The organism is Endozoicomonas sp. ALC020, from assembly GCF_049275935.1.
Classification (GTDB): domain Bacteria; phylum Pseudomonadota; class Gammaproteobacteria; order Pseudomonadales; family Endozoicomonadaceae; genus Endozoicomonas_A.
Window position 1 is genome coordinate 334,410 of sequence record NZ_CP184830.1, and the last position, 15,990, is coordinate 350,399.

Annotated in this window: 11 protein-coding genes; all 11 read right to left on the reverse strand. The window is 48.7% G+C overall.

From position 1 onward, the window contains the following. Positions 1-273: 273 nt before the first annotated feature. A complete protein-coding gene (hemE, locus tag ACOJUO_RS01280) occupies positions 274-1,341 on the reverse strand; it encodes a uroporphyrinogen decarboxylase (protein ID WP_422134895.1) in 1,068 nt (355 codons plus the stop codon). 186 nt (positions 1,342-1,527) lie between these two features. After that, positions 1,528-2,955: an FAD-dependent oxidoreductase gene (locus ACOJUO_RS01285; RefSeq protein ID WP_422134896.1), complete on the reverse strand. Its 1,428-nt coding sequence runs from the start codon at positions 2,953-2,955 to the stop codon at positions 1,528-1,530. A 145-nt stretch (positions 2,956-3,100) separates the two neighbouring features. Then, positions 3,101-7,558, reverse strand: a complete 4,458-nt coding sequence (gene gltB, locus ACOJUO_RS01290) for a glutamate synthase large subunit (RefSeq protein WP_422138709.1) — start codon at positions 7,556-7,558, stop codon at positions 3,101-3,103. A gap of 427 nt (positions 7,559-7,985) precedes the next feature. Beyond that, complete coding sequence (gene aroB / locus ACOJUO_RS01295) at positions 7,986-9,092, reverse strand: 3-dehydroquinate synthase (RefSeq protein ID WP_422134898.1); 1,107 nt, start codon at positions 9,090-9,092, stop codon at positions 7,986-7,988. Positions 9,093-9,158: 66 nt separating this feature from the next. Then, on the reverse strand, positions 9,159-9,677 hold the full coding sequence (aroK, locus tag ACOJUO_RS01300) for a shikimate kinase AroK (RefSeq protein WP_422134899.1): 519 nt from the start codon (positions 9,675-9,677) through the stop codon (positions 9,159-9,161). Positions 9,678-9,801: 124 nt separating this feature from the next. Continuing rightward, positions 9,802-10,293: a DUF29 domain-containing protein gene (locus ACOJUO_RS01305; protein WP_422138710.1), complete on the reverse strand. Its 492-nt coding sequence runs from the start codon at positions 10,291-10,293 to the stop codon at positions 9,802-9,804. An 89-nt stretch (positions 10,294-10,382) separates the two neighbouring features. Beyond that, positions 10,383-12,464 carry a type IV pilus secretin PilQ gene (locus ACOJUO_RS01310; protein ID WP_422134901.1) on the reverse strand — a complete coding sequence of 694 codons (2,082 nt, stop codon included), beginning with the start codon at positions 12,462-12,464 and terminating at the stop codon, positions 10,383-10,385. A gap of 265 nt (positions 12,465-12,729) precedes the next feature. After that, the gene (locus ACOJUO_RS01315; RefSeq protein WP_422134902.1) at positions 12,730-13,257 is read right to left on the reverse strand and encodes a pilus assembly protein PilP; all 528 of its coding nucleotides are present in this window, start codon (positions 13,255-13,257) and stop codon (positions 12,730-12,732) included. Beyond that, positions 13,257-13,871 carry a type 4a pilus biogenesis protein PilO gene (locus ACOJUO_RS01320; protein WP_422134903.1) on the reverse strand — a complete coding sequence of 205 codons (615 nt, stop codon included), beginning with the start codon at positions 13,869-13,871 and terminating at the stop codon, positions 13,257-13,259. Before ACOJUO_RS01320 ends, ACOJUO_RS01315 begins: the two co-directional genes overlap by 1 nt. After that, entirely contained in the window at positions 13,868-14,434 is a 567-nt protein-coding gene (locus ACOJUO_RS01325) for a PilN domain-containing protein (RefSeq protein ID WP_422134904.1), read from the reverse strand. The genes ACOJUO_RS01320 and ACOJUO_RS01325 overlap by 4 nt, the downstream gene beginning before the upstream one ends. Then, positions 14,434-15,498, reverse strand: a complete 1,065-nt coding sequence (locus ACOJUO_RS01330; protein WP_422134905.1) for a pilus assembly protein PilM — start codon at positions 15,496-15,498, stop codon at positions 14,434-14,436. Before ACOJUO_RS01330 ends, ACOJUO_RS01325 begins: the two co-directional genes overlap by 1 nt. Positions 15,499-15,990 lie beyond the last annotated feature (492 nt).

Sequence of the window (15,990 nt, forward strand, 5' to 3'; positions counted from 1 at the left end):
TGTGAGGAGAATAGCGAGCTATTTGACGAACAAAAGCGGATTTTCAGACCAATTTGCTGCCGCCGCAGTAGGGCAGTCTATTCTCGGTCAGCCTCCTAGCAGCCTGTCGGACTTAAGACTGTCCTACTGCGGTTGCAATAAATTGGTCTAAAAATCTCTGTTTCTTCGTCAAATAGCTCGCTATTCTCCTCAGAAACAGAGATTTTTATCCTCAATTTCTTGCAATCCTCGCTACGGACGCTTAAGTCCGACAGGCTGCTAGAATGCAACCAGTTATTGTAGGTGGTATCGAGCTGATAATTCGTGAACCGCATCGACAAAGACTTTGGCTCTATCAGGCTCGACAAACTGATGAATGCCGTGACCCAGATTGAATACATGACCTTCACCCGGACCGAAATCTCCAAGAATTTTAGCCACCTCTTCTCTTATACGCTCTGGTGATGCATAGAGAACCGATGGATCCATATTGCCCTGTAGCGCGACTTTATCCCCTACACGACGACGTGCACCAGAAATATCTGTCGTCCAATCCAGACCCAGAGCATCAGTGCCCGTTGCAGCCATAGATTCAAGCCACTGACCACCATTTTTGGTAAACAGAATGACGGGCACCTTCCTACCCTCATGTTCTCTGATCAAACCTGAAACAATCTTTTCCATGTACTTTAGAGAAAATACCTTGTAGCACTCTGGTGAGAGTGCTCCTCCCCAGGTATCAAAGATTTGAACAGCCTGAGCTCCCGCCTTAATCTGAGCGTTCAGATAGCTTGTCACAGAATCAGCCAGGACACCTAACAATTGAGACAATAGCTGAGGCTGATCAAACATCATCGCTTTGATACGACGAAAGTCTTTACTGGTTCCCCCTTCAACCATGTAGGTAGCCAGTGTCCATGGGCTGCCGGAAAAACCAATCAGAGGTACACGTCCATTCAGCTCCGAGCGGATGGTTCGTACTGCATCCATGACATAACCCAGATCCTTTTCAGGATCAGTAACAGACAGAGCTTCAACATCAGCCGCTTTACGGACGGTTTTTTTAAATCTTGGGCCTTCGCCCTTCTCAAAATACAATCCCAGACCCATTGCATCCGGGATGGTGAGGATATCCGAAAACAGAATAGCTGCATCCAGGTCAAAACGCTCCAATGGCTGAAGGGTCACCTCGCAAGCCATTTCAGGATTCATACAAAGCGACATAAAATCACCCGCCCTGCTTCTAAGCTCCCGATATTCGGGCAAATAACGTCCAGCCTGACGCATCATCCATACAGGGGTGACATCAACAGGCTCTCTCAGCAGAGCCCTTAGAAAGCGGTCATTTTTCAGCTCGGTCATGGGGTTTCCAGAATTCAGGGACAGTGCAGTAAATTTTAAAGAAGGCCGGGACAGACATTTAAAAACCTCGCCCGGCCAAAAGAAACTGCGATGTTACAAAATAAAAGGGGGAGAATACTCATTCCCCCCCTTATTGACAATCTTCCGCCGCTCAGGAGCATCTATCCCGATAAGCTTTCTTCAAGCTCAGACATCGAGATAGTCCATGATCCCTTCAGCCGCCTGACGGCCTTCCCAGATCGCGGTAACCACCAGGTCAGAGCCGCGGACCATATCTCCACCTGCAAAAATTTTAGGATTGGAAGTCTGGAACTTGTAGCTGGACTGCTCTGGCGCTACAACACCTCCCCACTCGTTCAACTTGATAGAGTGGGACTCAAACCAGTCAGCAGGACTTGGACGGAATCCAAAAGCAATCAGTACCGCATCGGCTGCCAGTATTTCCTCACTGCCCGGAACCGGCTCAGGCCGACGACGTCCCTGCTCGTCAGGCTCACCCAGTTTGGTGGTGATGACCTTGACACCTTCTACCTTTCCATTGCCGACAATTTCAACGGGCTGACGATTAAACAGGAACTTGACACCTTCCTGCCTGGCATTGGCCACTTCACGACGGGAGCCGGGCATATTCTCCTCGTCACGACGGTAAGCACATGTGACTGACTCAGCGCCCTGACGGATGGAACTACGGTTACAGTCCATCGCAGTGTCACCACCACCGAGAACCACAACACGTTTTCCTTTCATGCCTATGAAATCAGATGCCTTCTTTTCAAAGCCCAGATTACGATTCACGCTGGAAATGAGGAAAGGCAGAGCATCATGAACACCGGGAAGATCTTCGCCCGGAAACCCACCCTTCATGTAAGTGTAGGTACCCATACCCATAAATACGGCATCGTACTCTGCCATCAGATCGTCCATCAGGACATCTTTACCGATTTCAGTATTCAGTCTGAATTCGACGCCCATTTCGGTAAACACTTCACGACGACGTGACATCACTGATTTCTCAAGCTTGAATTCAGGAATACCAAACGTCAGCAAGCCACCAATTTCCGGGTTCTTATCAAATACAACAGGTTTTACACCATTTCTGACCAGCACGTCTGCACAACCCAGACCCGCAGGACCGGCACCGATCACGGCCACTTTTTTATCGGTCCACACCACCTTGGACATATCCGGGCGCCAGCCCAGAGCCAGCGCTGTATCGGTAATATATTTTTCAGTTGCGCCAATAGTTACAGCACCGAATCCGTCATTCAGGGTACAGGCGCCCTCACAGAGTCGATCCTGGGGACATACACGACCACAGACTTCCGGCAAACTGTTGGTCTGATGGGAAAGCTCAGCGGCTTCAAACAAGTTACCTTCTGAAACCAGCTTCAGCCAATCCGGAATATAGTTGTGTACAGGGCACTTCCATTCACAATAAGGGTTACCACAGGAAAGGCAGCGGTGAGATTGCTGCTTGGCCTGTTTTTCACTGTAGGACTCATAGATCTCTACAAAGTCATTCTTGCGAACCTGAAGAGCCTTTTTTTCCGGATCTTCTCTGCCTACTTCGACAAATTGAAAATGATTGTTAAGTCGATTGTTAAATTGTGACATGGATTTGACCTCATTCGCTGATTGTTTTTATAACGCTCGTGGCGCTGCCACTGCTGCAGCCTATTATTAGCTCAGGGCTGCTGGCTCAGGGCTGCAACGCACACGGCTGTTCTAAAGACTTTCCTTGCAAGCGGTTGCAGGTGCCCTACTCAGGACGCCCGCGTGTACTCGCCAGCAATGAGTCCAAACTGGCCGCCTTTGGCTTCACCAGCCAGAAACGACCCCGATAGTCGTAAAACTCCTCCTGAAGTTCACGCCCCCATTCACTGCCTGTCTCTTTTACATATTCATCCAGAAGACCCATCAGATGAGACTGATAATCTTCCATGGATTCGGTATCAATTCGGTGAATATCCACCAGTTCGTGATTGTAGCGATCAACAAAGTTGCGCTTCAGATCCAATACGTAGGCAAAGCCACCAGTCATACCGGCGCCAAAGTTATGACCTGTTTCGCCCAATACAACGACCAGACCACCTGTCATGTACTCACAACAGTGATCCCCGGCACCTTCGACAATAGCGGTAGCACCAGAGTTCCGCACAGCAAGACGTTCACCGGCACGGCCGGCGGCCAGCAGGCGACCACCGGTGGCACCATAAAGAGAAGTGTTACCAATGATAGAGGTTTCATTAGAATTGAAAGCACTTCCCCGGGGCGGACGGATAATCAGGTTACCGCCTGTCATCCCTTTACCCACATAGTCGTTGGCATCTCCTTCCAGACGCATATCCAGGCCACCGGCATTCCAGACTCCAAAGCTCTGTCCAGCGGTACCTTTCAGATTCAGCTTGACCGGACTGTCTGCCATACCCTGATTACCATGACGTTTGGCAATCTCACCCGACAATCTTGCACCGATTGAGCGGTCACAGTTGCTCACCGTGAACTCAAACTCACCTCCTTCACCACTTTCGATGGCTGGCAGACAGGCTTCAACCATAACCTCTGCCAGCTCACCCTTGTCGAAAGAAGGGTTACGTTCAACCTGACAGGTATGGGGCTTATCTTCAGGAATCAGATCGTTGCGGACAATCGGCGTCAGATCGAGGCCTTTTTGCTTGTCAGTGTCACCGGGAAGCAGCTCCAGCAACTCTGTACGACCAATAACATCTTCAAGGCTTTTAGCACCCAGCACTGACAGCCATTCACGCACTTCTTCAGCCACAAAAGTGAAGAAGTTCATGATCATCTCAACTGTACCGATGAAGTGATTTTCCCTGAGATGCTGGTCCTGGGTTGCAACACCGGTTGCACAGTTATTCAGATGGCAGATTCTCAGGTACTTACAACCCATTGCAACCATGGGCGTTGTACCAAAACCATAACTTTCAGCACCCAGAATGGCCGCTTTAACCACATCCAGACCTGTTTTGATACCACCATCTGTCTGAAGACGGACCTTTCCACGCAAATCGTTTGCTCTAAGTGCCTGATGAGCCTCTGTCAGACCCAGTTCCCAGGGAGAACCGGCATACCTGATAGACGTCAGCGGACTAGCAGCAGTACCACCGTCGTAGCCCGAGATGGTAATCAGGTCAGCATAAGCCTTGGCAACACCGGCAGCGATGGTACCAACACCTGGCTCTGATACAAGTTTTACGGAGACCAGCGCATCCGGGTTCACCTGCTTCAAGTCAAAGATCAGCTGAGCCAGATCTTCAATCGAATAAATATCATGGTGCGGTGGAGGTGAAATCAGTGTCACACCGGGTACTGAATAACGCAGTCTGGCAATCAGTTTGTTCACCTTGCCACCCGGCAGCTGCCCCCCTTCACCCGGCTTGGCTCCCTGCGCCACTTTAATCTGCAAGACATCCGCATTAACCAGATAATGGGGCGTTACACCAAAACGACCAGAAGCAATCTGCTTTATTTTGGAAACCCGGTTAGTGCCAAAGCGCGCTTCATCCTCACCCCCTTCTCCCGAGTTGGAACGACCACCCAGACGGTTCATCGCTTCAGCCAGGGCTTCATGGGCTTCCGGAGACAGAGCACCAAGACTCATAGCAGCGGAGTCGAATCGCTTGAGAATGTCTGCAGCTGGTTCAACTTCATCGATAGCCAGAGCATGATCGGCAGTTTTGAGGCCCATCAGATCACGCAGGGTGGCAACCGGTCTTTCGTTGACCAGTTTGGAGTAACGACGAAACTCTTCATAATCACCCGTAGAGACGGCTTTTTGAAGTTGCTGAACGACATCAGGATTGAATGCGTGATACTCACTGTCATGCACGTATTTAAGCAGACCACCTTGCTGAATGGGCTTTCTCTTCTTCCAGGCAGTCCCTGAGAGCAACTGTTGATCTTGCTGAATAGCTTCAAAGCCGGCGCCTTCAATACGGCTCTGAACCCCTTTGAAACAGAGGTCAACCACTTCAGAAGACAGACCAATGGCTTCGAACAGCTGCGCAGCACGATAGGAAGCAATGGTGGAGATTCCCATCTTGGAAAGAATCTTCAAAAGACCTTTATCGATACCCTTGCGGTAAGCTTTGTAGGCATCCAGTGGGTCTGCGAGAATCTCCCCGGTGCGAATCTGGTCATGAATAATTTCATAGGACAAATAGGGATAAATCGCCGTAGCACCAAAGCCCAGCAGTACCGCAAACTGATGAGAATCTCTGGCTGTTGCCGTTTCTACCAGAATATTGGCATCGGAACGCAGGCCCGTATCAATCAGTCTGTGATGAACAGCACCGGTAGCCATGGCTGCATGCACCGGCAGCTTGTTATCACTGATATTACGATCACTCAGATGAATCAGAGCCTTGCCGTCTCTCACAGCCTGCTCTGCCTCATCACAAATACGCTCAATGGCGGACCTTAAGCCTTCTTCAGGCTTGTAATTGATGTCGATGTAAAGCACATCAAGATCATCATGCTGATGATGAGCATTGATCAGATTCAGGAATTTGGTTGTCGACAGCACTGGCGATTTGAGTACCACACGGCTCGCATGCTCTGGCGTCTCTTCGAATATATTTTTCTCACGTCCCAGGCAGGTTTCCAGGGACATCACTATTGCTTCACGCAAAGGATCGATAGGTGGGTTGGTAACCTGGGCAAACTGCTGCCTGAAAAAGTCATACACAGAACGCACACGACCTGACAAAACCGCCATTGGTGTATCGTCACCCATTGAGCCTACAGCTTCCTGCCCACTCTCAGCCAGGGGACGAATCACCTGATCACGCTCTTCAAAGCTGACCGAGAACATCTTCTGATGAACCTTCAGCAGCTCTGAATCCAGGTGCTCGATCTTGTGATCTTCATCCCTGAAACGGGAACGGATACGATAAGAGTTTTGCTTCAACCACTTTTTGTAGGGCTGTCGAGTCTTCAGCTGCTCATCGATATCGTGGGCCTGATGCAATTCACCTGACTCAACATCAATGGCCAAAACTTCACCCGGACCAACACGACCTTTTGCCACAACATCTTCAGGCTGGTAATCGTAAACCCCCACTTCAGAAGCAACGGTCAGAAACCCGTTTTTCGTAATGACCCAGCGAGAAGGACGCAAACCATTACGATCCAGTGCACAAACCGCACGACGACCGTCGGTAATAACCAGACCTGCAGGACCATCCCAGGGTTCCATGTGCATGGAGTTGTATTCATAAAAAGCCCTGAGGCCAGGATCCATGGTATCAACATTCTGCCAGGCAGGTGGAACCAGCATTCGGATAGCCCGATAAAGGTCAACGCCGCCGGTTACCAGAATTTCAAGCATGTTGTCGAGGCTTGACGAATCGGATCCGGTTCGGTTGACCAGGGGATAGATCTGATCCAGATCAGGCAGCAACTCTGATTTGAATTTGTTTCGACGAGCCTGTGACCAGTTTCTGTTACCGGTGATGGTGTTAATTTCACCATTATGAGCCAGTAGACGGAAAGGCTGGGCCAGCTTCCAGCGAGGCATGGTATTCGTAGAGAAGCGCTGATGGAATACGCAGATCGCAGTTTCGAACCTGGTATCACCCAGATCCTGATAAAAGTTAGCCAGATCTACGGGCATCATCAGACCTTTGTAGGTCACTACCTGAGTCGACAGGGAGCAGATATAAAAGTCTTGATCCTGCTCAAGTGCCATGTTGGTGAAGCGCCGTGCCATATAAAGGCGGGCTGAAAACTCTTCTTCTTCCAACTCACCCTGATACCCTACAAACACCTGTTCAATAACGGGTAGCTGATCTAAGGCAATAGGGCCGAGACAGTCACTATTGACGGGTACTTTTCGCCATCCAATCACTACCAGTTTTTTCTTTTCCAGCTCGGCTTCAAGTGTTTTTCTGGCATGATCAGCTACCGCTTCATCCTGGCTCAGGAATAGCATCCCCACAGCGTAGCTGGCTGGAAGATCTTTACCCAGTTGCTCTTTAACAACAGTGCGGAAAAAGGTGTCAGGCGTCTGAATTAATAAACCACAACCATCGCCTGTTTTTCCATCTGCGGCAATACCACCCCGGTGCGTCATGCAGGTAAGCGCTTCTATCGCGGTTGTCAGGAGATTATGACTTTTCTCTCCTTCCATGTGTGCTATAAGCCCGAAACCACAGTTATCCCTGAACTCCCCGGGATTATACAGACCTGCTTTCATAAGCACTCTCTCATCGTAAGTTATTATATACCTTGAAACTTCTGTCACTCTGGAAGCCGGAATGTTCTGTTACCGACCAGGCTTCCAGACGATCATTGTTCTCGTTTTGCCAAGGCGCTTATTCTATAAAAATGCAGCTCTCCCACCCCCTGCGGTCTTCATACTGTGATGCTGGCTGCATTCCTGGCTCGAGCCAGAACGGCTTTGCTGCGGGGAGGTAACCACACCCAAAGAATATTAATTCATTTTTATGGATTTTAATTCAAAAAAGAGTACAAAAAAAAGAGTATACCCTTAACTACTACTTCATGAAAAATAGGTCGAAGTTGCAGACGTTTAACCTCGCCACAAAAGACAAGGGGCCAACCATTTTACACAGCCAACCCCTCAATCACAAATACATAAAAAGAACAATAAGCAATAAGCTCTATATCCTGCACACCTCACTCAGCATCTTATCAAGCACACCCCGGTCAAACTGTTCTGTCACAATGGCTTTACCAATCTGCTCTAAAAGCACCAGCCTCAATTTTCCATTCAGCACTTTCTTATCGACGGACATCAGTTCAACAAAGCGATCGGGTGACATACCCTCAGGAGGCTCTACAGGCAGATTTGCTGCCTTGAGAATAGCCACAACCTCCTGTACTTCTGCTCTGGCAATCCAACCCAGTCGGCAAGAGAGCTCAGCAGCCATCACCATACCGACAGCAACGGCCTCCCCATGCAACCATTCGCCATAGCCAGTATGTGTTTCAATGGCATGACCAAAGGTATGACCCAGATTTAAAATAGCTCTGAGCCCGGACTCTTTTTCATCCTTTGCCACTACCTGTGCTTTGTCAGAACACGAACGGTGGATCGCGTAGGTCAGCGCCTCCCGATCCCTTGCCATGATTCGTTCAATATTTGCCTGCAGCCACTGATAGAAGGAGTCATCACAGATCAGACCGTACTTGATCACTTCGGCAACGCCAGCAGAAAACTCACGCTCTGGAAGTGTATTCAAAGAGTCAGTATCAATCAGGACAACATTGGGTTGATGGAAAGCGCCAATCATATTTTTGCCCAAAGAATGATTGACACCGGTTTTCCCGCCAACAGAAGAATCTACCTGGGACAGCAGAGTGGTTGGAATCTGAATAAAATCAACACCGCGCTGGTAGGCTGCGGCAGCAAAACCTGTGATATCACCCACCACACCACCACCCAGAGCGATCAATGTGGTTTTGCGGGTATGACGAGCTTCAAGCAAGCCATCAAACACTCTCTCAAGGGTAGCAAGGTTCTTGAACGCTTCTCCATCAGGAAGAATGACTTCTGTCAGGTCAAAGCCATCAAGCAGATTGCGCACCCTATCCAGATAGAGGGGAGCAATGGTTTCGTTAGTGACAACAGCTACTTGCTGTCCTTTGATATAGGGCTGGAGCAACTGAGGTCTGGCAGCACCCGCATAAAGGCCTGAACCGATAAAAATGGGATAACTTCTCTCACCCAGATCCACATTCAGTTCAAGGATGTTCGACTCTTCCATCAAACGTCTCTCTCTTTTTCTAAAAAACCTTCCATCAATTAAATGATCCGAAGGCTTCTTCCTGGCTTATGGCAACTTGCCAACGGTTCGGATGATTTCACTGATCAGTGCTTTGGGTGATAGCAACTCTGTATCCAGCTCGATATCGGCAATACTGGAATAGAGCGGCGCTCTGTCACTCAACAGTTGAGTCAGCACTTGCTCTCGATCAGGCCTTTGCAACAGAGGCCTTTTCTTGTCTTTCTCGGTTCTGATCAATTGCGCTGCTACTGATGCCTTGAGAAAGACAACCACTCCGCTGGTACCCAGCTGCTGGCGATTTTCCAGTCTGGTCACAGCCCCACCACCTGTGGCAAGAACAATACCCTGTCTGGAACAGAGATCCCGTATTACCTGTATTTCACGCTGCCGAAAGCCCTCTTCGCCCTCAACATCAAAAATCCAGGGAATCTCAGCACCACTGCGTGCCTCAACCTCATGATCTGAATCGAAAAATGGCAGCCCCAGTTCCTTGGCCAACATCCGCCCGATCGTACTTTTACCGGCCCCCATAGGGCCTACCAGATAAATATTTCTCAATGGCATTGTCTTTGTTAGCCTGACTTCCTGCCTGCATGTGAGGCTGAGCCTAGCGCATCCTGAGTCATGCTGACAACAAAAAACGGGAGCTTTCACTCCCGTTTTTTGTTAGATAAATACAGAGATCAACTCAAGGCAGCCAATCTTCTGTCATGATCTCTTCAAACGACCAGGGGCAACACTCCGGATAACTATCCTCAGTCAGCCACTTTTGTTTCGGAAGATAGTCATTCATCTCTCGTATTGCCCGCTTCTTGCCTTCTTTGTATGCCGAGACAAATAATCCATCCAACCTTGGCCTCAGCGACGGGTTGGCAAGCAATACTTTGCCAGCATCATCCCTGGCATTGCGGATACTCCCAAACCATGACCTAAACACTTTAGGCTTAGGCATCTGAGGATTCAGGATATAAGTTTGATACTGATACTTCAGTAGGTGCTGCAGCAAAACCACCAGATGAGACTCCAGCGACCTTGGCTCACTCTTACCCATACCCTCAACTTCCTCAATGAGATTATCCAGGTCAAGCCGATCAAACTGACGGTTTTCCAGCAGTTTTTTCTGCTGCTGCACCCACTGGTAATAGTCAGATTCGTAAAGGTGATTGGAGCGGCCATCCATAACAAAATTCCTCTATCAGTGCGGATTCCATTATAGGGCATTTTTTTGGAAGAGATCCCGGAAGGTCTGAACCTACCGGGATGCCGGAATTAACGCAGGGTAATATTATCGCTGACCACTCGAGGTGTAATGAAGATCATCAATTCGGCCTTGTCATCTGAATAGGTATCTTTTCTAAACAATCTTCCAACATAAGGAATATCGCCCAACATTGGCACCTTAACTGTCCCTTTCTTTTTCTCCCTGGTAAATACTCCACCCAGAACAATTGTTTCACCATCTCTGACCAGCACCTGGGTATTCACTTCATTCTTATTAATGGTAGGAACACCATTAGGCGCATCAGCACCCTGAGAGTCATTGGTAACCGTCACATCCATAATAATACTGCCCTCAGGCGTGATCTGCGGAGTCACTTCGAGAGACAGCACGGCATCCTTGAAAGCTACAGAGGTCGCACCACTGGATGTTTTCTCTTCGTAAGGAATTTCCTTACCTGACTTGATCACTGCTTTGGTCTTGTCAGCGGTTATCACTTTTGGCTGAGAAACCGTTTCACCACCACCATCTGACAGAATGGCTGAAAGCTCAAGGTTCAGCAGAGTACTGTTGGTTGCAAAACCAATCGCCAACGTTGCGGCGTTTGCTCCAGTCACGCCAAAATCAACAAAGGGAGCGTTGTCTGGCAACTGGACAGTTGGCACACCATCGACGATAGTCGCCTGAGTCCCCTGACCACCGATAGCTACATCCCGATTGGCTGAACGATCAAAGTCTGTCGCGCCTCCCCACTTTACCCCCAGATCACGCACATAGTCGGAGTCCATATTGACAATCCTCGCCTCAATCATCACCTGTCTGACAGGGATATCCAGACGTTGAATCAGAGCTCGCAGCTCATCCAGCTTCTCCTGAGTATCCTTAACCAGAAGACTGTTAGTACGAGCCACAACCTGAACCGAACCACGCTCAGTCAGCAGAGTGGTCTCTTCCCCTTCACCGGCAAGAACCGTCGCAATCTCTTGTGCATCAGCGTAATTGATCTGAATCAGATCGGTGTAAACAGGCGCCAACTCACGAATCTGCTTGTCATTCTCCAGTTGCTGACGTTCCCTGGCTGCAATCTCTTCGGCTGGAGCCACAGTCAGGACATTACCTTCAAGTCGCTTGTCCAGACCTTTTGATTTGAGAACGATATCCAGAGCCTGATCCCAGGGCACATTCTGCAGACGCAGTGTCACATTACCGCTGACCGTATCTGAGGCCACCAGATTCAGATCAGTAAAGTCAGCAATCAACTGAAGAACAGCACGCACTTCGATATCCTGAAAATTGAGGGACAGTTTGTCTCCCTTATAGGCCAGACCTTTCCGGTCACGACCATAATCTTTATCGGATACCGGCTTAACACTGACTGTCAGTGTGTTATCTGCCTGATAAGCAAGGTAGCTATAATCACCCTTGGGCTCGATAACAACCACTGCATTCCCGTCTTCGACCTTGGCATCAATGAATTTTACGGGAGTAGCGAAATCAATCACGTCCAGACGGTTGCGTAACCTGCCTGGCAGAACATTCCCCTGAAACTCCAGACGAATGCGACCACCCAACTCATTCATATCCATTGGAATGTTAGGATCTGCGAGCGAAATAACAACATTACCCTCTCCTTCCTCCCCCCTCTGGAAATCAATATGGGTAATACCCTGGCTGGCAGGATCAGCCAGAGGCGCACCAGAACTGGCTACTGTTGGAAGAACTGAACGGGTATCAGAACCTTCTGCGCCCACATAAACGTAGAGAACATTACCGTCCGCTTTAGTGGTAAAACCGGCAGCTGTTTTCAAATTAACAACGAGCCGGGTTCTGCCTCCAGCCTCAAGCACGGTGACACTCTCTGTGTTCTGAAAGCCAACTTCATTATATTTGGGCAGATCACTGCGGGTGAACGGTAGATCCAAAGAAATCCTGGGAGGCTGCTCTATCGTGTAACCCTTTGCCTCAGGTGCAGGGCCGTCGAACATCAGCCGCAGCTCTACGATATCACCCGGCAAGGTGCCAGCATCCATTTTCTTGAGTGTTACACCCCAGACAGAAAGCGGCAACCACGCCAACACTATATACAGCAGCATTCGTACTGCGCTGGCTTTCAACACGGGCTTATTATTCATCTAGTGAACCCACTTAGCATTTTAGAATTGTTGTTCTAATCGGCATGACATCAGAAAAATCCAGTTTCCTGCAGCGATGTCGCCTACCTTGTCATATCAGCCATGGGAACTCTCATTACAGCAAGTATTTCAACAGGCACTGTAACGAGAGCCACACCTTGTGTCTCCACGTCAAAAAAAGACGTGATCTGTGAGGTATGCACGGCAAAGCGGGAAATCCATTTCGAAACTGATCGGACTGTCCTTGCAAACATATGTTTAACGATCAGGGTTGGCCAAGATCCAGCCTCATACTTCTGGGTCTTTCAATCCAGACGTCAGAGCCCGCAGGCACTATTTCGATAATTCGCAGTTCACTGTCGTCGATGTAAGTGATTCGACCGTGGTTTTTACCCAGATAATCACCCACCCTGACACGGTGGATGCCGTCGTCACCACGGATCAAACCCCAAAGCCCATCGTCGTTGCTGATAGACCCCACCAGAGCAAAGGTTTCGATATCGAACTGCTCCAGGTACTGTCTGGCACGACCATTGTCAGGTTTGACATTACTGCTGAGTGCCCGGTCAGAGGCTTGCAACTTGACCGGCGGCTCAAAGGGACTTCTTAAACCAGAAGCACTGTAAGTAAATGCCTCGTAGGGAGTAAAGGTCGGCAGCGGTTCAATTCTTCCGGAAGGCCTGGATTTCATCTCAGCCATATACTGGTCAAGATCACTGAAACCACTGTTTCCGGAACAACCCAACAACGCACCTCCGGCACAGACAATCAGAAGTCTTTGTAAATACTTCATTACTGAGACTCCCTGTCGTTGTAGCGATAAGTTCTGGCCAGAATCTCCATTTTCAGCATCTGCCCATTTTTTTCCGGCGTGATAGAAAAGTCATGAAGCGTCACAATTCGTGACAGACTGGCCACTCCACTGACAAAATTGCCAATATCATGGTAGTTACCACCGACTGAGATACTGATTGGAAGCTCAATATAAAACTCTGTGGCTTTTTCAGGCTGCAACTTGATGGTCTCAAACGTCAGACCAGCACCACGACCGGTGAAAGTAATATCTTCCAATAATCCGGGCACTTCAGTGTCGCTCGGTAACTGTTTAACCAGAGCACCAAAGGAAGCCTCCATCTGTTCCATCTGAAGCCGGTAAGCATCGAGATTCGCAGACTGGAAAGCCTTGATTCTGAATTGATCTTTTAACTCTTTCTCTTTTGAAATGACAGTGTCGTAAGTTTTCTGAAGATTACTTAAGTGCAATTGATAACCCAAAAAAAGCACCAGCCCGAGGGTCAGTACGCAGGCAACAACCCTGACCGGCAATGGCCAGCCACCGACATTTTCCAGATCCAGTTCTGCCAGATCCAGCTCATTCAGTTTTTTTAAAGAATCTGCGAAACTCATGATTCGTCTCCGGCTTCTTTCTCAGGCGATGTTCGAATCACAGTCAGATCAAATTCATTCATCCGTTCTCCGCCAAGGGTCACCTTACGTACAGCGGTCAGATTGGGATCGGAAAACCACTCAGAGGAATCAAAATTACGCATCAAGCTGGAAATACGATTATTCGACTCAGCGACACCCACCAGCTTGAGAGTGTCTCCCTGAAACTGGAGGCTCTTGAAGTGCACCCCGTCAGGAATCAGTCGAGCCAGCTGATCAAACACCCGAACAATGATAGGGCGGTTACCCTGTAAATTCTGTATGACCTCCATGCGCTCCAGAAGCTGGGTTCGCTTCTCCCTGAGGCCTTTGATTTCAGCAATACTCTTGTCGAGTTCAACAATTTTATTCTGAAGGTACTGATTCCTGTTTTGCTGGTGACTGATGGCATTTCCGGTGTAAATATCTGCCATGAAAATCATCGCGCCACCGGCCAATATGGTCATCAGCCAAGCGGCGATAAAGCGTTTTTTGCGCTCTTCCCGAAGTTGTTCACGCCAGGGGAGAAGGTTAATCCTTGCCATTAGTCAAAACTCCTCATGGCTAATCCACAGGCGATTATCAAAGCCGGAGCGCTGCCGGTTAATTTACTGGCATCCACTTTTGGAGAGAGCGCCATTCTGGCAAACGGATTGGCCAGCAATGCCTGTGTTCCAAGTTTGTCCTGAACCAGAGCAGCCAGTCCTGGAATAGAAGATGTCCCTCCGGCCATAAGAATGGCATCCACATCATTGTATTGACTGGAGGAATAGAAAAACTGCAAGGATCGTGAAACCTGCTGCACAACCGCCTCTTTGAAAGGCTCCAGAACTTCAGGTTCAAAATCGTCTGAAAGCCCCCCTTCACGTTTGGACTTTTCTGCTTCTTCAGGGCTTAGGCCATAGCGTCGCTGAATCTCATCAGTAAGCTGTCGACCACCAAACAATTGTTCGCGGGTGTAAATAGTCTGACCATTACTCAACACACTGATCGAAGTACTGCTGGCACCAATGTCAACAATAGCAACCACCGGATCTTCCTCTGGAAGCTCCAGCATATCACTGACCAGTTCGTAGACTCTTTCCATGGCAAATGCCTCGACATCCACCACTTTGGCTTTGAGACCACCAAGTCCAAGAGCCTCTTCACGCATTTCAACATTATCACGACGACAGGCAGCGAGAAGCACCTCAGCCCGCTCAGGGTTATTTTCCTTCAACCCAAGGACTTCAAAATCAATAGCTACTTCGTCTAATGCGTACGGAATATACTGATCGGCTTCTACGGTGATTTGTGTTTCCATCTCTTCATCACTGAGAGAGGAATCCATTTCGATGGTCTTGGTGATAACAGCTGAACCGGAAACAGCCACTGCAGCATTTTTCACACTACTGCGACTGCGGGAAACAGCTCTCCTGATAGCATCACCGACGGCCTCAGGCTCCTGAATGACATTTTCAACCACAGTTCCGGGTGGCAAAGGTTCTTCACCGTAGGCTTCTATTCGGTAGCCCTTACTGCCACGACTCAGTTCCAGCACCTTCACTGAGGTCGAACTGATATCCACTCCAAGGACAGCACTTGTTTTATTATTAAACAGCCCAAACACAGACACGATTCCTGCTTTTTTCACCACGAAACGTCAGTTTGATCGACATCAACACCCTGACGTTTGTCTCTCATGGCGGCTTTAGTTATAAAAATTCCCTATATTTTTATTTAATAACAGTCCGTTCAAATGCGCAACGAAAGGAACCTTTCGAATCCACTTTATTTCAAACAGATCACGCTATGCACCTTCCCGTGGCTGCTTTTTAATCAATATACCCAAGACAAAGCCTGTCGATTTACCCACTTTGCCCAAACCGTATCGATAACTATCCGATATCGATGAAAGAACACATCGTCCAACCGGCACAGCCCTGAGCTGAAACAGTCATGAGCTAAAAACGCCCTTCAACCCTCTCTGGATAGAGAATCATTCTCGCGATAAACGAATATAAAACCGAACATTACATTAACTAACGATCCGGATTCTAGGGAAATTGAACATTTCCCTTTATAATGACCCTCCTGTAACTGCCAGGAGACTGTCTATTCC